Annotated in this window: 14 protein-coding genes and 1 pseudogene; 6 read left to right on the plus strand and 9 right to left on the minus strand. The window is 70.1% G+C overall.

Going from position 1 to position 18529, the window contains the following annotated elements; all coding sequences use genetic code 11:
• Positions 1-81: 81 nt before the first annotated feature.
• Positions 82-1143: pseudogene (locus tag BLV72_RS43015) on the plus strand (pectate lyase family protein); the annotation flags it as partial.
• Between the two features lie 39 nt (positions 1144-1182).
• Here BLV72_RS43015 and BLV72_RS43020 read toward each other — a convergent pair.
• Positions 1183-2376 carry an FAD-dependent monooxygenase gene (locus tag BLV72_RS43020; RefSeq protein WP_093470864.1) on the minus strand — a complete coding sequence of 398 codons (1194 nt, stop codon included), beginning with the start codon at positions 2374-2376 and terminating at the stop codon, positions 1183-1185.
• Positions 2377-2526: 150 nt separating this feature from the next.
• Here BLV72_RS43020 and BLV72_RS43025 point away from each other — a divergent pair, with 150 nt between their 5' ends.
• Positions 2527-3039: a MarR family winged helix-turn-helix transcriptional regulator gene (locus BLV72_RS43025; RefSeq protein ID WP_244321292.1), complete on the plus strand. Its 513-nt coding sequence runs from the start codon at positions 2527-2529 to the stop codon at positions 3037-3039.
• 51 nt (positions 3040-3090) lie between these two features.
• Here BLV72_RS43025 and BLV72_RS43030 read toward each other — a convergent pair whose 3' ends face one another.
• The 5 genes from BLV72_RS43030 to BLV72_RS43050 all read right to left on the minus strand — a co-directional run bounded on the left by BLV72_RS43030 (position 3091) and on the right by BLV72_RS43050 (position 7889).
• A complete protein-coding gene (locus BLV72_RS43030) occupies positions 3091-3564 on the minus strand; it encodes an SRPBCC domain-containing protein (RefSeq protein WP_093469280.1) in 474 nt (157 codons plus the stop codon).
• 164 nt (positions 3565-3728) lie between these two features.
• Positions 3729-4475, minus strand: a complete 747-nt coding sequence (locus tag BLV72_RS43035; protein WP_059142553.1) for a succinate dehydrogenase/fumarate reductase iron-sulfur subunit — start codon at positions 4473-4475, stop codon at positions 3729-3731.
• Complete coding sequence (locus BLV72_RS43040) at positions 4472-6430, minus strand: fumarate reductase/succinate dehydrogenase flavoprotein subunit (RefSeq protein ID WP_093469282.1); 1959 nt, start codon at positions 6428-6430, stop codon at positions 4472-4474. Before BLV72_RS43040 ends, BLV72_RS43035 begins: the two co-directional genes overlap by 4 nt.
• Positions 6431-6432: 2 nt before the next feature.
• Positions 6433-7161: a succinate dehydrogenase gene (locus BLV72_RS43045; protein ID WP_093470866.1), complete on the minus strand. Its 729-nt coding sequence runs from the start codon at positions 7159-7161 to the stop codon at positions 6433-6435.
• Positions 7162-7307: 146 nt separating this feature from the next.
• Positions 7308-7889 (minus strand): TetR/AcrR family transcriptional regulator, encoded by a 582-nt coding sequence (locus BLV72_RS43050; protein ID WP_093469283.1) that lies wholly within the window; start codon positions 7887-7889, stop codon positions 7308-7310.
• A gap of 160 nt (positions 7890-8049) precedes the next feature.
• On the opposite strand from BLV72_RS43050, the gene BLV72_RS43055 reads away from it, so the two are divergent.
• A complete protein-coding gene (locus tag BLV72_RS43055) occupies positions 8050-9876 on the plus strand; it encodes a flavin-containing monooxygenase (protein ID WP_093469285.1) in 1827 nt (608 codons plus the stop codon).
• Between the two features lie 35 nt (positions 9877-9911).
• Complete coding sequence (locus tag BLV72_RS43060; protein WP_093469286.1) at positions 9912-11531, plus strand: hypothetical protein; 1620 nt, start codon at positions 9912-9914, stop codon at positions 11529-11531.
• A 35-nt stretch (positions 11532-11566) separates the two neighbouring features.
• On the opposite strand, the gene BLV72_RS49105 is transcribed toward BLV72_RS43060, so the two are convergent.
• Positions 11567-11737 carry a hypothetical protein gene (locus BLV72_RS49105; RefSeq protein ID WP_208905923.1) on the minus strand — a complete coding sequence of 57 codons (171 nt, stop codon included), beginning with the start codon at positions 11735-11737 and terminating at the stop codon, positions 11567-11569.
• On the minus strand, positions 11734-12528 hold the full coding sequence (locus tag BLV72_RS43065; RefSeq protein WP_208905924.1) for a zinc-dependent alcohol dehydrogenase: 795 nt from the start codon (positions 12526-12528) through the stop codon (positions 11734-11736). The genes BLV72_RS49105 and BLV72_RS43065 overlap by 4 nt, the downstream gene beginning before the upstream one ends.
• Before the next feature lie 192 nt (positions 12529-12720).
• Between BLV72_RS43065 and BLV72_RS43070 the strand changes: the two genes are divergently transcribed.
• Entirely contained in the window at positions 12721-13350 is a 630-nt protein-coding gene (locus BLV72_RS43070) for a malonic semialdehyde reductase (protein ID WP_093469288.1), read from the plus strand.
• A gap of 587 nt (positions 13351-13937) precedes the next feature.
• Positions 13938-16808 carry a helix-turn-helix transcriptional regulator gene (locus tag BLV72_RS43075; RefSeq protein WP_093469289.1) on the plus strand — a complete coding sequence of 957 codons (2871 nt, stop codon included), beginning with the start codon at positions 13938-13940 and terminating at the stop codon, positions 16806-16808.
• A 5-nt stretch (positions 16809-16813) separates the two neighbouring features.
• Here the strand turns inward: BLV72_RS43075 and mhpA are convergent, their stop codons facing one another.
• Complete coding sequence (gene mhpA / locus BLV72_RS43080) at positions 16814-18394, minus strand: bifunctional 3-(3-hydroxy-phenyl)propionate/3-hydroxycinnamic acid hydroxylase MhpA (protein WP_342030711.1); 1581 nt, start codon at positions 18392-18394, stop codon at positions 16814-16816.
• Between the last annotated feature and the right edge of the window lie 135 nt (positions 18395-18529).

The following is an 18529-nucleotide window of genomic DNA, read 5'->3' on the forward strand; positions in this document are numbered from 1 at the left end:
ATCCGCGGCCCCGGCAACCTCCCGGCGCGCGGTGGCGACAGTCGCACGGCAGATGTATTCGAGCAGTGGGAGTGGTGGGCCATGGAAGCCGAACGTCGGACGGTGGGGCGCGGCAGGCGTCGTGGGCCGGCAGCGGTCGTCGGGGCACTGACGCTGGCGGGCGTGGTCGCTCTGCCGGGGGAGGGCGCATTCGCCGAGGACGGGCGGGGACCGGCCGCCGCGCCCTGGAGCGCCGAGGTCGCCGACGGGTTCGCATCCGTCAGCGCGCTGGGGCAGAACGGTACGTACGGGGGCCGGGACGGTCGTACCGTCACCGTGCGGACACTCGCCGATCTCGAGAAGTACGCGACGGCATCCGAGCCGTACGTCATCGTCGTGGCCGCGGCGATCACGATGGATCCCAAGGGCAAGGAGGTCAAGGTCGCCTCCGACAAGACCATCGTGGGCTCGGGCACCTCGGGCCAGATCGTCGGTGGTGGCTTCTTCCTGGGCCAGGGCGTGCACAACGTCATCATCAGGAATCTGACGATCCGTGACTCCTACGAGGGCACATGGAACGACAAGGAGCACGACTGGGACGCCATCCAGATGGACGGCGCCCACCATGTGTGGATCGATCACAACGAACTGCGGCATATGGCCGACGGGCTGATCGACAGCCGTAAGGACACCACCTACCTCACGGTGTCCTGGAACCGCCTGCAGCAGAACAACAAGAGCTTCGGGATCGGCTGGACGGAGAACACCACGGCCGACCTCACGATCCACCACAACTGGTTCCGCGAGAGCGAGCAGCGCAACCCGTCCGCCGACAACATCGCCCATGCGCATCTGTACAACAACTACCTGCAGGACGACCCCGGCACGGACATCAACTCCTCCTACGGCAACTACGCCCGGGGAAACACCAAGATGGTGCTGGAGAACAGCTACTTCCAGGGCTTCGAGAACCCGGTCATCAAGGACGCCACCGCCGCCCTGGTCCAGCGCGGCAACGTCTTCGTCAACACCACCGGCCGCAACGAGAGCGGCGGCACCGCGTTCGACCCGAAGGCGTATTACTCCTACTCCCTCGACCTCGCCGACCGGGTGCCGTCCATCGTGACCGCCGGCTCGGGCCCCACCCGGGCCATCGGCACCACCGGCTGACCGGGTCGGCGCCGATATCGGCGTGACCTGCCCTCAGGCGGCGTCGTAACCGGGGAGGGTCAGCGCCGAGTGGGCGTGCCGGCCCGTGCTGTTGAGCACGGGGGACGGGTCGCGCAGCGCCTCGTTGCGCCGGGCCAGGTCCTCGGGGGTACGGGGAGACAGGCCCGCGCTTCCTTCGGTGGCGAGTGCCTGGTTCATCTCCACGAACGACCGCAGGGTGCGCTCGTACCTCTCGTAGGCATCGGCGTGGTCGGGGCCCGCGGCCAGCTCGCCGGCGAGGACATACGCGCCGACCAGCGCCAGGCTCGAGCCCTGGCCGGAGAAGAACGACGGCGCGTAGGCGGCGTCGCCGACCAGGGCGACCCGGCCGGTGGACCACCGTGGCATATGGATCTGGCCGACCACGTCGAAGAAGAGGTCGTCGCTGTCGCGCAGGGCGGCGACCATGCGTGGGATCTCCCATGCGTATCCGGCGAACGTCCCGGCCACGAGGTCGCGCTGGGCGGCGGGGTCGCGGAAGGCGTCGAGGGGCGGGTCGGGGCGCAGGAAGTTGAGGAAGGCGTGCACCCGGTCGCCCGCGCGGGGTGCGTAGAGGACGGCGGTCCTGCCCGGCACGTTCCAGGTGAGACCCTCGTGGGCGAGCCCCAGATGGTTGGGCATGGTGAATCCGGCGAAGCTGTGGCCGAGATAGCGGTGGTAGGGCTCCTCGGGGCCGAAGGTCAGGCCCCTGGTGTGCGAGTGGATGCCGTCGGCGCCGATGACCAGGTCGAAGGTACGCCGGGCTCCGCCGCGGAAGGTCACGTCCACGCCGCCGTCGTGGTCGTGGAGGGTGGCGATGGAGTCGTTGAAGAGGAGTTCGACGTCGTCGCGGATCGCACCGTAGAGGATCTCGGCCAGCTCTCCGCGGGGGATTTCGAGGTCATGGCCTTCCTCGCCGCCGGAGAGGACTTCGGGCCGGAGGTCGGCTATCGGACGGCCTTCCGCGTCGACGAAGGAGATCCGGCGGACGCCGACGTGGGCGTCCCGGAGCCGGGGGAGCACCCCCATGCGCCGGACGACCTCGACAGCGGTGCCGCGGATGTCGATGGGGTAGCCGCCACCGCGTAGTGCGGCCGCCTTCTCGACGACGGTGACCGCGAAGCCGTACCGGTGGAGCCAGTAGGCCAGCGCGGGGCCGGCGATGCTGGCGCCGGAGACCAGGATCGTGCGCTTCGGCGCGGTGTTCATGCCGCCCATGGGCACTCCTCTCCGGCCCTCCTGCGGGGAGGGCCTGGCGTATACCTAACTCAGGTATCCTTTTTGATGGCGCGAAAGGGCCCCGGGCGTGGGGCCGATGGAAAGACTATATACCTAACTTAGGTAGATGTGGAGTGCGGGATGACGGCCGAGGAACCGGAGGCCCGGCAGGGCGGCGACGGTGAGCACGACCTGCTGGCCATGCTGCCCCGCTTGACGCAGCTCAGCGGTGCCGTGAACCGGGGCCGCCTGACCGAGCGCGCCATGGAGGCCGCCGGTGTATCCGTGGACCGGCCCGCGATGTCGGTGCTGCTCACCCTGCATGTGGCGGGCGGTCCCCTGCGCGTGGGGGAGATCGCCTCACGGATGCAGGTCGTCGGGCCCCATGTCACCCGGCAGGTGAACGAGCTGGCGCGGCGCGGACTGGTCCACCGGGTCACCGATCCGGACGATCAGCGCGCTCGGCTCATCGAGCCGACCGCCGAGGGAGCGGCGGCGACCGACCGCTATATGCGGACCGTCCTGGGATGGTTCGGCGATGCCCTCGCCGGCTGGAGCCCGCACGACCGCGAGGTCTTCGGCCGGCTTCTGGCGCGCTTCGTCGACGACCTCACCGCCCATCTGGACTCCTTCGACGACGATGGGCCCGCCTGAGCGGCGACCATCGGCCCGCATAAGCGGACACGCGCCCGGCCGGGGGTCTTCCTAGCCGGGCGCCCGGCCCGTCTCGACGAGCTCGGCCAGCTTGTCCAGGCTCATACGGGTGCCCAGCTCGTTGTCGGCGGCCGGTACGGCGTCGGGGAGCCCCTCGTGCAGGACGTGGACGTCCGTGCCGCCGCCCTCCGCGTCGGTGAGCGTGGTCGTCATCGTCATCGTGGTGCGCAGGGCGGGATCCGTGGTCTCGAACTCGGACACCTCGACCACCTGCTCGTCCGGCACCAGCCGGCTGAAGCGGCCGTGGTAGGTGTCCGTATGGCCGCCCGACTTGCCGGTGCTCGCCGGGTCGTCGTAGCTGAGCGAGATGCGGAAGGTCCCGCCTTCGCGGGCGTCGAACTCATGCACCCGGCAGGTCATGCCGTCGGGCACCCGCCAGGCCGCGACCGCGCTCGCGTCGAGAAGCGCCCGGTAGACGGCCGAGCGCGGAGCGTTCACACGTCGGGAGACTCGCGTGGCATACATACGCCCAACCTAGCGGCCGGGCGCGGGGCACATGAGCCGATTGCCCGGCGCCCGGCCGCTGGGTCGAGCGGCGGCGGAGGTCTTGCGTCCGGAGAGACCTCCGCCGCCGGGACACCCCATCCACGGAGCGTTGTCGAGGGGTGCCGTTTTCGGGGGAGTGCGGGTCAGCGCTTGACCTTGCGGGTCGCCCGCAGCCACTCCTTGTTCATCGCGGTGATGGAGAACAGGGGGATGCCCTTGGGGCAGGCCGTGGCGCACTCACCGGTGAGGGTGCAGCCGCCGAAGCCCTCGGCGTCCATCTGGGAGACCATGTCCAGCACCCGGGTCTCCCGCTCGGGAGAGCCCTGGGGCAGCACATTGAGGTGGTTGACCTTGGCCGAGGTGAACAGCATCGCCGCACCGTTGGGACAGGCCGCCACGCAGGCGCCGCAGCCGATGCACTCGGCGTGCTCGAACGCGAAGTCCGCGTCCGCCTTGGGCACCGGAGTGGCGTGTGCCTCCGGCGCGGCCCCGGTCGGGGCGGTGATGAAGCCACCGGCCTGGATCACCCGGTCGAAGGCGGAGCGGTCCACCACCAAATCCTTGATGACCGGGAAGGCGGAGGCACGCCACGGCTCGATGTCGATGGTGTCGCCGTCCTGGAAGGACCGCATATGGAGCTGGCAGGTGGTGGTGCGCTCCGGACCGTGGGCGTCACCGTTGATCACCAGGCTGCACGCACCGCAGATGCCCTCACGGCAGTCGTGGTCGAAGGCCACCGGCTCCTCACCCTTGACGATGAGTTCCTCGTTGAGGATGTCGAGCATCTCCAGGAAGGACATGTCCTGGGAGACACCGTCGAGCTGGTAAGTGGCCATGGCACCGGGGGTGTCGGCGTTCTTCTGGCGCCAGACGCGCAGGGTGAGCTTCATGCGTAGCTCCGCTGAGTGGGGTGGACGTACTCAAAGGTCAGCTGCTCCTTGTGGAGCACGGGGGCGGCGCCGGTGTCGGTGAACTCCCAGGCCGCGGCGTAGGTGAACTCCTCGTCCCGGCGGGCGGCCTCACCATCGGGGGTCTGGGACTCCTCGCGGAAGTGGCCACCGCAGGACTCGGCCCGGTGCAGGGCGTCCAGGCACATCAGCTCGGCCAGCTCCAGATAGTCCACGACCCGGTTGGCCTTCTCCAGCGACTGGTTGAACTCCTCGCCGGTGCCCGGCACCTTGATCCGGCGCCAGAACTCCTCGCGGATCTGCGGGATGCGGTCCAGCGCCTTGCGCAGCCCCTCGTCGGTGCGGGCCATGCCGCAGAACTCCCACACCAGCTCGCCGATCTCGCGGTGGAACGAGTCGGGGGTGCGGTCGCCGTCGACGGCCAGCAGCTTGGCCAGCCGGTCCTCGGTCTCCCGCACCGCCTCCACGGCCGCGGGGTGCCCGGCATCCACCTCTTCCTTGTGCGGGTGGCGGGCCAGATAGTCGTTGATCGTCGACGGCAGGACGAAGTAGCCGTCGGCCAGGCCCTGCATCAGCGCGGAGGCGCCGAGCCGGTTGGCACCGTGGTCGGAGAAGTTGGCCTCGCCGATCGCGAACAGCCCCGGCACGGTGGTCTGCAGGTCGTAGTCGACCCACAGCCCGCCCATCGTGTAGTGGATCGCGGGGTAGATGCGCATCGGGACCTCGTACGGGTTCTCCGCCGTGATCCGCTCGTACATGTCGAAGAGGTTGCCGTACTTCTCCGCGACCGCCTTGCGGCCCATCCGGGCGATGGCGTCGGCGAAGTCCAGATACACGCCCTGGCCGCCGGGTCCGACGCCGCGACCCTCGTCACAGACGTTCTTCGCGGCGCGGGAGGCGATGTCGCGCGGCACCAGATTGCCGAACGATGGATAGATCCGCTCCAGGTAGTAGTCGCGCTCGTCCTCGGGGATCTCGGCCGCCGGACGGGTGTCGCCCTTCGCCTTGGGCACCCAGATCCGGCCGTCGTTGCGCAGCGACTCGCTCATCAGGGTCAGCTTGGACTGGTGGTCCCCGGAGCGCGGAATGCAGGTCGGGTGGATCTGGGTGAAGCAGGGGTTGGCGAAGTACGCGCCGCGCCGGTGCGCCCGCCAGATGGCGGTCGCGTTGGAGTTCATGGCGTTCGTCGACAGATAGAAGACGTTGCCGTAGCCGCCGCTGGCCAGCACCACCGCGTCGGCGAAGTACGTGGAGATCTTGCCGGTCACCAGATCGCGGGCGACGATGCCGCGCGCCCGCCCGTCGACCACGATCAGGTCCAGCATCTCGGTGCGGGCGTGCATCTCCACATTGCCCGCCGCGATCTGGCGGGACAGCGCCTGGTAGGCGCCGAGCAGCAGCTGCTGGCCCGTCTGACCGCGGGCGTAGAAGGTGCGGGAGACCTGCACACCGCCGAACGAGCGGGTGTCCAGCAGACCGCCGTACTCCCGGGCGAACGGCACACCCTGGGCCACACACTGGTCGATGATCTCCACCGATATCTGCGCCAGGCGGTGGACATTGGACTCGCGGGCGCGGAAGTCGCCGCCCTTGACGGTGTCGTAGAACAGCCGGTGGATCGAGTCGCCGTCGTTGCGGTAGTTCTTCGCCGCGTTGATCCCGCCCTGGGCGGCGATGGAGTGGGCCCGGCGCGGCGAGTCCTGGTAGCAGAACTGCACCACGTGGTAGCCCTGCTCGGCCAGGGTGGCGCCGGCGGCGCCACCGGCCAGGCCGGTGCCCACCACGATGATGGTGTGCTTGCGGCGGTTGGCGGGGTTGACCAGCTTGGCCTGGAAGCGGCGGGTGTCCCAGCGCTCGCTCACCGGCCCGGAGGGGGCCTGCTCGTCCTCGATCGGCTCGCCGACGGTGTACTCGGTGTATTCGCTGTACGAGGTCATGGTCAGCTCACCACTCCGGTCATGACACCGACGGGTATCGAGATGAACCCGGCGGTGAGAAGAATCGCCAGCCCATTGGCAGTGGCCTTGAGGGCACGGTCGCGGGTACGGCTGCCCGCCCCGAGGGTCTGTGCGGCGCTCCAGAAGCCGTGCTGGACGTGCATGCCCATGGCCAGCATCGCCACGATGTAGATGACGTTCCCGTACCAGGTGGAGAAGGTGTCCACCACGTTCTGGTACGGGTGGCCCTCCTGGAATCCGCCACTGTGCGTGGTGCCGGTGGTGAGGTCCAGGATGTGCCAGACGATGAACAGGGCCAGGATCACCCCGCCCCAGCGCATGGTCCGGGTGGCATAGCTCATCCGTGGCTTGGCATGGACGTAGCTCTGCGGGCGGGCCTTGATGTCGCGCTTGCTCAGCTGGTAGGCGGAAACACCGTGCAGGACCACCGCGGCGACCAGGACGATACGGGCGATCCACAGGCCCCACTGGTGGTGCAGGACGGGCGCCCCCATGACGCGCAGCCAGTGTCCGTAGCCGTTGAACTCCTCGGGACCGAAGAAGATCTTCATGTTCCCGAGCAGGTGAACGCAGAGGTAACCGATCATGATCAGACCGGTCACGCCCATGACGATCTTCTTGCCGAGCGTCGATTGCCAGAATGTGAGCGCCATGGACGGCCGTCGCTCCGCCCGCGTCGGACGCTGCTCCGGCCGCGTTGTCAATGCCATGAACACGACGGTAGAACCGGGCGGGTCGAAAGGGCCAAGATATGATTCTGATCATCTCGATAGTCAGTGCCTATCGAGGGCCGCTCAGATCTGGCCACGCTTGGTCCGGCGGTCCCTCCGACCGTCCCCCGGCCGGGTGAAAACGGTCAGCGGAAGCCCTCGCGGGTGATGTCGATGGCCTGCCGGAGCAGGTCCACGACATCGTGCTCACGGCGTTCGAGAGCCGTCTGCCCGACGACACGGAAGGCGGCGAGCAGGGTCGCGGCGAGGACCTGGGCCCGCAGCGGGGTGTCCGGTCCGGCGGGGAGGCGCTCCTCGGCGGCCTCGGCGAGATCGCGCTCGGCGGCGGCGTAGGTGGCGACCAGCTCCGGGAGCAGCGCCGGATGCAGCCGCAGGGTCCGGTAGTGCTCCTCCTGCGCCGGGTCGGCGGCGAACTCGGTGGAGTGCTGCTCGGCGGCGCGGATCACCGCCGTCATCAGGGATTCCCCCGCCGGGCGGGCGCGGATCAGCTCGACCAGCCGGACCGTGCGCGCCCTGTCGTGATGCAGCAGCGCCTGTTCCTTGCTGGCGAAGTAATTGGAGAAGGTGCGCCGGGAGACGGTGGCGGCATCGGCGATGGCCTCCACCGTGAGGTGTTCGACGCCGTGCTCGGCGGCGAGGCGTACGGCGGCATCGTGCAGCGACTGGCGGGTCGCCGCCTTCTTGCGCTCGCGCAGGCCGATAGTCATCGCCGGTGAGCATACGGGATAAGGCTGATTCTTGCCCACTGGGAAACCTTGCGCAGTGGGAACGTTTTCTGTGAGGCTGAGCCCGCGCCGCCGATCAACGGACCCCGGGCGGCGCCCGAGCCCCGCAGACCTTCCGACGCCAGAGGCACGAGGACCCCCTATGTCCACCCCCCACCATCCGCCCGCCGCCGCCACCTCCCTGGATGCCGACGAGCTGGGATTCGACCCGGACGCCCTGCGGGCGAAGTACCGGGCCGAGCGTGACCGCCGGATCCGCCCCGACGGCAGGAAGCAGTACCGGCGCATCGCCGGCGACTTCGGCTCCTACGCCCAGGACCCGTACGTGGAACCGGAGTTCAGCCGGGAGCCACTTCACGACCGGGTCGACGTGCTGATCATCGGGGGCGGCTTCGGCGGTCTGCTCGCCGGTGCGCGGCTGCGGCAGGCCGGTGTGCGGGATATCCGCATGGTCGAACAGGGCGGGGACTTCGGCGGCACCTGGTACTGGAACCGCTATCCGGGTGTCCAGTGCGACATCGAGTCCTATGTCTATCTCCCCCTGCTCGAGGAGATCGGCTACGTACCCCAGTGGCGATACGCGCCGGGCGAGGAGATCAGACAGCACGCACGGGCGATCGGGCGCCACTTCGACCTCTACCGCGATGTCTGCTTCCGGACCCAGGTGACCGAACTCCACTGGGACGACGTCGAGTTGGAGTGGACCGTCCACACCGACCGGGACGACCGCATCCGGGCGCGCCATGTGGTGATCTCCAGCGGAACACTCAGCCGGGCGAAACTCCCCGGCATCCCCGGGATCGAGACCTTCAAGGGGCATACGTTCCACACCAGCCGCTGGGACTACGACTACACCGGCGGCGACGCGAGCGGCGGACTGCGCGGACTCGCCGACAAGCGCGTGGCCCTCATCGGCACCGGCGCCACCGCCATCCAGGTCGTGCCCCATCTGGGACGGGACGCCGAGCATCTGTATGTGTTCCAGCGCACGCCGTCCTCGGTCGATGTGCGCGGCAACCGCCCCACCGATCCGGGGTGGGCCGCATCGCTGACACCCGGCTGGCAGCGGCGCCGCAGGGACAACTTCCTCGCCGTCGTCACCGGCGGCGAGGCGGCCGAGGACCTGGTGAACGACGGCTGGACGAGCACCGCGCGGCTGCAGCAGAAGCTCATCCCGACCGACGGCTACGCGGGCCTGCCACCCCAGGAGCGCGAACGCCTCTACGAGATCGCCGACTTCCAGAAGATGAACGGGATCCGCGACCGCGTGGACTCCATCGTCGAGAACACGGCGACGGCCGAGGCGCTCAAGCCCTGGTACCGCTACATGTGCAAGCGCCCCACGTTCAGCGACACCTATCTGGACACCTTCAACCGGCCCAACGTCACACTCGTGGACACGGCCGACCACGGGGGTGTCGAGCACATCACCGAGAACGCCGTCATGGCCGGCGGGGTCGCATACGAGGTCGACTGCGTCATCTTCGCCACCGGCTTCGAGGTCGGCGTCTCCGGCGTCACCTCCGGACTCCTCCCGGTGCACGGCCGCGGCGGTGTCACCCTGACCGAGGCCTGGAGCGACGGCCCGAAGACACTCCACGGCTTCTACAGCCACGGCTTCCCCAACCTCTTCCAGCTCGGCCCGCTGCAGAACGCCAGCGCCGTCAACTATGTGCACATCCTCGACGAACAGGCCATCCACGTCGCCGAGGTGCTCGCCGAGGCGCGCAAGCGCCGGGCCCGGTATGTCGAGCCGACCGCCGAGGCCGAGGCGGCCTGGCGCGCCACGATCCGTGAGAAGGCGGCGGACCTGTACGCCTTCCAGGCCGAGTGCACCCCCGGCTACTACAACAACGAGGGCATGCCCAGGGAGCGCAGCGAGTCGTTCGGCGACGGGCCGATCGCCTTCCATGACCTGCTCAGGCGCTGGCGCGCGGACGGCGGCATGAACGACGTGCTGGTGTTCTGACACCGATGGATGCCACCTACTCCCAAGGAGCGACGATGCACCCCAGCCGGTTCGACGGCACCGGCGGCGGCCAGGCCACCAGCGACCGCATGGAGGTGCGCCGACTCACCAGGACGAACCGGCTGTGGGGTTCCAACGGCGTCACGTTCGGCCCCGACGGGCGGCTGTACGTGGCGCAGTTCCTCGCCGGGCAGATCAGCGCCGTGGATCCGGCCTCGGGTGATGTCGAGGTGGTGGTGCCGCTCGACGGCCCGGTGGAGGCGCCGGACGACCTGGCCTTCGGGGCGGACGGCTCGATGTACATCGCCGATCTGACCCCCGGCCGGGTGTGGCGGCGCAGCCCGGAGGGCGCGTACACCCTCGTCTCCGACCAGGTGTCGGTGCCCAATGGCATCACCTGCGTCGGCGACCGCCTCTTCGTCAACGAGATGAAGATGAACGGCCGCCTGATGGAGCTGTTCCCCGGCGGCGGCGACCCCGCGGTGCTGACCGACGGGCTGGCCCTGGGCAATGCCATGCAGCTCGGCCCCGACGGCTGCCTGTACTACCCGCAGATGATGCGCAACCAGGTCTGGCGGATCCCGCCCGACGGAGGGGTGTCCGAGCTGGTCGCCGAGGAGGTGGACGACCCGGTCGCGGTGCGGTTCGACCGGGGCGGTGTGCTCGTCGTCCTGTCCCGTGGCATGGCCGGTCTGGTGACCCGGATCGATCTGAACACCGGGGCGCGGACGGTCGTCGCGAGCGGCATCGTGGGGCTGGACAACGCCGCGTTCGACCACGAGAACCGGATGTTCGTCTCCAGCTTCGCCAGTGGCGGGATCGCGGAGATGCACACGGACGGCAGGACGCGGGTGGTGGTCCCCCAGGGGTTCGACGGGCCGTTCGGCATCACGGTGGACCTCGGTGGCACGGTGTATGCGGCCGACCACTTCCGACTGGCGAGCCCGGAGGTTTCGGGCTCCGGCTCCCGCGAGGACGAAGACGAGCCCGGTGTGGTCACCCACGAGCTGATGTACGCCGTGCACAATGTCACCGCCGACGACGGCCTGCTGCACCTCACCTCACAACTCGGCGATGTGCGCACTCACGACCCCGTCGACAAGACCACGCGGGTACGGGCCACCGGGCTGGACCAGCCCACCGGAATCGCCGTCGCACCGGACGGCTCCCTCGTGGTGGCCGAGACCGGTGCGGGCCGCATCCTGCGCATCGACGACACCGACACCGTGAGCGTGCTCGCCGAGGGACTCGACCACCCCTTGGACGTCGCCTTCGACGGCGCAGGGCACTGTTACGTCAGCGACGACCGGCGCGGCGCGGTGCTCCGGATGGAGGACGGCGCGGCGGTGGTCGTCGCGGACGGGCTCGGCGCACCGCAGGGCCTGGCCGTGCGCGGTGATGAGCTGTTCACGGTGGAGGTCGCGCACCGGCGGCTGCGGGCGATCTCGCCGGCCACGGGAGAGAGCAGGATCGAAGCCGAGAACCTGGCGGTCGGCCTGCCGCCCGGGATCACGCGCACCGAACCCGAGCCGATTCCCGGAGTCCCCGGCCGCCCGCGCCAGTTCGCCGGGCTCGCCGTCGCCCCGGATGGCGCCCTCCTCGTATCGGCCGACGGAGAGGGGAGTGTGCTGCGTTTGACCGGGCCCGCCGAGTGAGGTTCGCCGCCGGGCGGCTACGCCGGAGCCGCGGCTCAGGAGAGGTCGACCCACACCTTTCCCGCCGCGGTGTACGCCGCGGTGAACGCCTCCTGGACGTCCTCCAGGGCATAGCCGTCGCTGACCACCGCCGCGAGCCGGGGCGGTGTCCGCGACTCCAGGGCGCTGAGAGTCTGTGCGAAGTCCACCGGATGGTCGTAGATCATGCTGCCGATGAGGGTGATCTGCCCCGCCACCAGATCGCGGGGGAGACCCCGAGAGGGGAGGTGTCCATCCCGATCAGGACGGCGGTGCCGGGTTTGGCGAGCCGTCGTAGCCCCTGCTCGATGACTCCGGGGGCGCCGGAGGTCTCGAAGAGACAGGGGAGCCCGTCCGTGTCCGGTGGCAGGGGCGTGGCGCCCAGGGAACACGCGCGGTCGAGCCGGGCCTCGTTGGGCTCCTGGACGAACACCGTCACACCGTGGTCGACCAGCGCCTGACACAGCAGCAGCCCCTGGGAACCGGCCCCGATCACCAGGCAGCTCTGCCCCGGCGCGATGCCCGAGCGCCGCATCGCCGCCCGGGCCACGGTCGCCGGTTCCACACAGACCAGGTCCTCGAGCGGCAGCCGCGGGGCGACCGGCCAGACGAAGGCGGCCGGCGCCACGACGTAGTCACTCAGCAGGCCGGGAACGGTCAGTCCCACGGCGGCCCGGCCAGCGCAGGCCGACGTCCGCCCGGCCCGGCAGGCGGCGCACGTCAGACAGCAGTAGTCCGGTTCGATGACCACGTCCTGGCCGGTGCGCAGACCGCTGACCGCACTGCCCAGCTCGACGATCCGTCCCGCCCCCTCGTGGCCCAGGATCCAGGGCAGACGCGGTGGCCGCCGGTGTCCCGCGTGCACCGCGAGATCGGAGCCGCACAGCCCCGTGCCCCGCATACGGATCAGCACGTCCCCGGGGCCGCAGGACGGCTCCGGCACGGACACCACGGACAGCACACCGGGCTCCGTCAGCACGGCGGCCCTCAAGGGAACGCCTGCTTTCCGGAAAGACGCGCCGCCAGCATCATGCCAAGAGCGTGCCACACATGATCCGTGCGGCGATAGACCACGCCACTGCCGCACCTGACCAAGTCTCATCCGCCGCACATCACCTACGCGTACGCTGTGGACGCGATTGCCATACCGTGAGCAAGGAGTGGAACGGCCATGTCGGACAGCACCCTGGCCCCCGATATAGATCAGGCCCTGTACGCACTTTCCCCCGAGGGGCGGAAACTTCTCTTCACCGAGGCCAAGACGGCCTATGATTTCAGCGACAAGCCGGTGGGCGACGACCGTCTGCGGGCCATCTACGAACTGTTCAAATGGGCCCCGACCTCGGCGAATATCAATCCGCTGCGCATTGCGTACGTGCGCACCGAGGAAGGAAAGCAGCGGCTGCTGACCGGGGTGGCGCAGCCCAACCAGGAGCAGACCGCCTCGGCCCCGGTCACCGCGGTGCTGGCCGCGGACACCCGGTACCCGGAGTATGTGCCGTTCCTCGCGCCGTCCAACCCGCAGTTACAGCAGATGCTGGAGGCCAACCAGGAGCTGCGCGAGTCCCACATGGACTTCAACGCGGTGCTCCAGGCGGGCTACTTCGTGCTGGCCGTCCGCGCGGCGGGGCTCGCCGCCGGGCCGATGAAGGGCTTCAACGCCGCAGCGGTGGACAAGGAGTTCTTCCCCGATGGCCGGTGGCGGTCGATTCTGCTGGTCAACATCGGCTACCCGGGCGCCGAGGCCTACCGGGACCGGCTGCCGCGCCCCTCGTACGAGCAGGCGGTACAGCTGGTCTGACAGCAGTGAGGTGATGTAAGGCGCACACACCCAGGGGATCAGGCCACTTCATACGCGGTGACCTGATCCCTCTTCGCGTCGGGCGGCGATCCCCTCGCCGTGCCGGCCTCGTTCGGCGCCGGTACGCCGAGCCATGTACGCGGGACTCCTCGAGGACCGTCGACTTTCGGCCCAATCATCGGCCCCCACCGCTCGTCCATACCGCCCGTACGGTGCCCTCCCGTAGGGACGAGGGCCACGCCGAGGCGGCCGAAAAGCGCGGCGTGATCGTTTCGTGATGTACGACTCACTCGCTTGACAGCGCGCCGCACCGGGACCTACGCATAGGACCCGAGAGTGCCCCTATCCGGTGCATGTCGCAGCCACACGCTGTTCACATGCTGTTGAAACAAAAGACTCCGGCCCGGCTCGTGTATTTCCCTCACCCATTCTCTTCCCCGGCGGGACGCCGCGGGCATCGAGGGTGGGCGACGCGCTTGTGCCGCCGAGGAGTTCTGCCTGCTCGTCATGCGCTTTCGCGCGGACATGCCCTATGAGCGGCCGCGCGGATTGAGGAATTTCAGAAAGCTGGGGTGCCTGTGAGCTTGATGGAATGCCACGATTCCACGGCCGACGCCGGTCGGCCGGCGATCGGTTTCCGGAGGGACCAGGAAGGCCAGGGAAACGAGGGGGATCGCGGGCCCGGCGGGGCCCCCGACCTGGTGGAGCGCGACGACATCCTGACCGGCCTGGGCGGGCTGCTCGCCGATGCCTCCCGGGGCAAGGGGCAGCTGGCCGTCGTGGACGGGCCGCTGGGCAGTGGCAAGAGCCGGCTGGTGCACGAGTTCCTCGAAACCCTCGAACCGGACGGCGCCTTGGTCCTCAGGGCCACCGCCTCGCTCCGGGAACACCTCCTGCCGTTCGGCGTGGTGACCCAGCTCTTCCACGGCATGACGATCCCGCCGCCCAGCCGGGACCGGGTGCGCGCCCTGCTCACCTCGGCGGTCGAACACACCGTCATCGACGGGGAATCAGCCGGGGGCGACTGGGAGGTCCATGTCGTCGACGTCTTCCAGAAGCTCACCATGGAGCTGGCCCAGCTGGCCGAGACCACCCCCCTGGTGATCTGGATCGACAACGCCCACTACCTGGACCCGCCCTCCCTGCACTTCCTCGCCGGCATCGTCCCGTGGCTGCATTCCGCCCGCATCCTGGTGCTGCTCACCGATGACCACACGCTGCGGTGGCCACGCTCGCCCCTGCTGGCCGGACTGCTCTCGCAGAGCCCCAACGCACACCGGATCCCCCTGGGCCCCCTGAGCCGCGGCGCGGTCGACGCCCTGGCCGTGCGGCTGCTCGGACCGCATATCGCCTCCCCCCGGCTGACCGCGGAGCTCCACCGCATCAGCGGCGGCAACCCCCTGGCCGTCCAGGCCCTGATCATCGATCAGCAGGCCGGCGGCGCATGTTATCCGGACGGCTACGGACGGGCACTGCTCGACCTCGTGACGCATTCCCGGCCGTCGATGCTGTCCGTGGTGCGCGCCCTCGCCGTACTCGGCGGTGCGGCCTCGGTGACCGACGTGGCCCGGCTGGCCGGGGTGGACGCCACAGTGACCAGCTGGGCCCTGCACGCCCTGGTCAGCGCCGGACTGCTCACCGAGGGCCATGCGTTCCGCCATCCGGTGGCCGCCACCGCCGTGCTGGACGACATGCCCGCCGACAGCCGGGCCGCACTGCACCGCGCGGCCGCCGAGCTGCTGCACGAGGCGGGCGCACCCGCGCTGACGGTGGCCGGGCAGTTGATGAGCGCCGGGGACTCCCGTGCCGACTGCGCCACCGAGGTGCTGGTGACGGCCTCCGACGAGGCGCTGGCGGCCGGCGAGGTGGGCACCGCGCTCGGCTGCCTGGACCTCGCCCAGCGCACCCGGACCGACGACCCCACCGCGGCGCGTATCCGCGCCCGGCTCAGCCGCCTGGAGTGGCAACTGAAACCGCAGGTCGCCGTCCGCCATCTCCGCCCCCAATTACGCGACTTCACCGCGGGCCACCTGGACCGGCGCGAGGTCTCCGAGCTGGTGCTCGGCCTGGCCAACGCCGGTGCGCTCACCGAGCTGACCGCCCTGCTGGACGCCCTGCGCACCCGCGCCCACCAGGGCGCCGGCTCCGGAACCGAGGACCTGCGCCCCCTGACGAACTGGGCGGCGATGGTGTACCCGCTCCACACCGGGCTGCGGAAGCTGGCCCAGTCGGTCGCCGCGGCCACCCCCGAGGCCGCCCCCTGTCACGACCCCTGGCTGCCCTCGGCGGTCACCCTGGCCGACGACCTGATCCGCGGACGCGACGACCAGCTGGTGCACCGCGCCGAACTGCTGCTGCGCACCTTCCACCTCGACCACGGCTCACTGTGGAACGCCGAGGCCGGAGCGCTCGCCCTGCGCGCAGTCCTCTACGCGGGTCGCCCGGACGAGGTCGTGGCCTGGTGCGAAAAGCTCGAGGCCGAGGCCGCCGCCCACCACGCCGTCGCCTGGCAGGGGAAGTTCCTCGCCATCCGCGCCGAGGCCCATCTGCGGCAGGGAGACCTGATCCGCGCCCACGACCTGGCGGCCCGCGCCATGGACCTCGTAGCGCCCCAGGGCTGGGGGATCGGCCTGGCCGGGGTGCTGGGCTGCGCCATCCTGGCCGCCACCCGGTCCGGCAGGCTGGAGCAGGCGGAGAAGTACGTGGCACAGCCGATACCCGAACCGGTCCTGCACAGCCGCCACGGCGCACACTATCTGCACGCCCGGGGCCACTACCGACTGGCCACCCACCATCCGCAGGCCGCGCTCGCGGACTTCCTCGCCTGTGGCAGATTCGCCGAGACCTGGAACGCGCCCGGCGCCGACGTGGTCTCGTGGCGAACCAGCGCGGCCGAGGCATGGCTGGCACAGGACGACCAGGACCAGGCCAAACGTCTGGTACGGGAACAGATAGCCCGGCTGTACCCCGGCCCCTCCCGGGCCCGCGGGCTGTGCCTGCGCACCCTGGCGGCGGTCAGCCGGGTCACCCGCCGCCCGCAACTGCTCACCGAGGCCGTCGACATGCTGAAGGACAGTGGCGACGACTACGAACTGGCCCGTGCGCTGATCGACCTCAGCATCGCCTTCAAGGACACCGGGGACCAGCGCAACGCCCGCCGGGTGGCGCACCGCGCCTGGCATCTCGCGAAGCAGACCGGGGCCGAGCACCTGTGCCGGGAGGCCGCTCTCGACCCCATCGACCCCGAGGCCGAGCTGGCCGCGAAACAGCGCCAGGACGGGTTGTCCGCGCTCACCACGCAGGAGCGCAGGATCGCGCTACTGGCGGCCAAGGGCTACACCAACCGCGAGATCGCCGCCAAGCTCTACATCACCGCGAGCACGGTCGAGCAGCACCTCACGCGGGTGTTCCGTAAAGTCAACGTCAAGCGGCGGCAGGATCTGCCGCATTTCCTCTAACCTTGTCACTCCAGCAACCCGGACCTGAACTGGCCGACCAGCGCGGTGAGTTCACGGGAGGTGCGGGCCGCGCCGTAGATGTGGTGGTCCGGGCGCACCAGCAGGAACCGTGCCCGCGCCGCCCTCAGCAGCGGCAGATACACCTCGTCGACGTCGACAACGGCACCCGGTGCCACCTCGGCGTCCCCCGCCACCATGTGCACCAGAGGTGTGCCGAGCCCGGTGAGGAAGGTGAGCTGAGACTCCTCCAGCGCGGCGGCCGGATCGGCCGACCCCAGCAGCACCGGACCGGTGCCCACCACCTCGTCGAACAGCCCGGTCACGCCCTCGTGCCGCACCCGGCCCTGCGGCATGACCTCCCCGGCCGGCGGCACCGGCGCCGTGCCGATCCCGGTGTACAGCAGACCGGTCCGCAGCGGCGGACCCGCGCCGTGCTGCCTGCCCCGGCCGGTGTCCGCGCTCACGCCCGCGAGCAGCGAGGCGTCCCGGCTCGCGGCGGTGGCGGCGTCGGTCACACACAGCACCCTGCCCAGCCGTACCGCGGTGTCGATGGCCTCCCGCACATGGTCGACGCGCTCACGCGGATAGCTGTCCAGCAGCCGCTCACCGGCGGCGCCCCGCAGCACCAGGTCCAGTTTCCAGGACAGATTGAGCACATCCCGGATGCCCGCGCACATGCCCTGACCGGTGAACGGCGGCATCAGATGGGCGGCGTCCCCGGCCAGCAGCACCCGTCCCCGCCGCCATTCGTCGGCCCAGGCGGCCTGGAAGCTGTAGACGGTGTGCCGCTGCAGCGTGGCGTTCTCCGGGGTGACATCGAAGCGTTTCAGCAGGCGCCAGGCCGTCTCCGCCCGGTTCAGCTCGGCCACGCTCTCCCCGGGCAGCCGCATGAACTCCCAGCGGCGCCGCCCCGGCCCGCTGCCCACCGCCGTCGTCGGCCGGTCCGGATCGCAGTGCTGCACATTGAGCGGGGAGAACACCCGCGGTTCATGGAGCACCACATCGCACAGCAGCCAGTCGAAGGAGAAGCCGAGATCGGTGGTGCGCACCCCGATGTGGTCGCGGACGAAGCTGTTCGCCCCGTCGCAACCGACCACCCAGGAGGCGGCGCACCGCAACCGCCCACCCGCCGTGTCGATCGCCGTGAGCTCGACCCCGGTGCCGTGGTCCACCAGGTCCGTCGCGCCGTAACCGCGCAGCACCCGCAGGTTGGGCAGCCGCTCGGCGCGGGCGCACAGCACCGCCTCCAGCGCCGGCTGGTGCATCGTGGTCGTCTCCGGCCAGCCGTGCACACCCCGCTCGGCGAGCTCGACGCGTAGCAGGGACCTGCCCTCGGCGTTGCGCCAGTCATAGGCGTCGGCCGGCAGACCGATCTCCGGATACGAACCGGCCACCCCCAGCGAGGCCAGCGTCCGGGCCGTCTCACCGTCGAAGCTGGTCGCACGGGGCAGCGTGTACGGGGTCTCCCACCGCTCCACGACCAGCACGCGCCAGCCCCGGGTGGCCAGCAGGATGGACAGCACCTGACCGATGGGTCCGTAGCCGACGATGAGCACATCCGCTTCCCGCACGTCCGCTTTCGGCACGCCTGATTCTGGTGTGTCCGCTTGTGGTGTGTCCGGGCCCGCAGGGCGCATCCGCTCCTCCCTCCTCCGGTGCGGTGAACCTATCAGCGGGCGCCGCGCGGACTACGGAGAGAGGCCCAACCGACCACGGATAAG

It is taken from the genome of Streptomyces melanosporofaciens, assembly GCF_900105695.1.
In the GTDB taxonomy this organism is placed as follows: Bacteria; Actinomycetota; Actinomycetes; order Streptomycetales; family Streptomycetaceae; genus Streptomyces; species Streptomyces antimycoticus.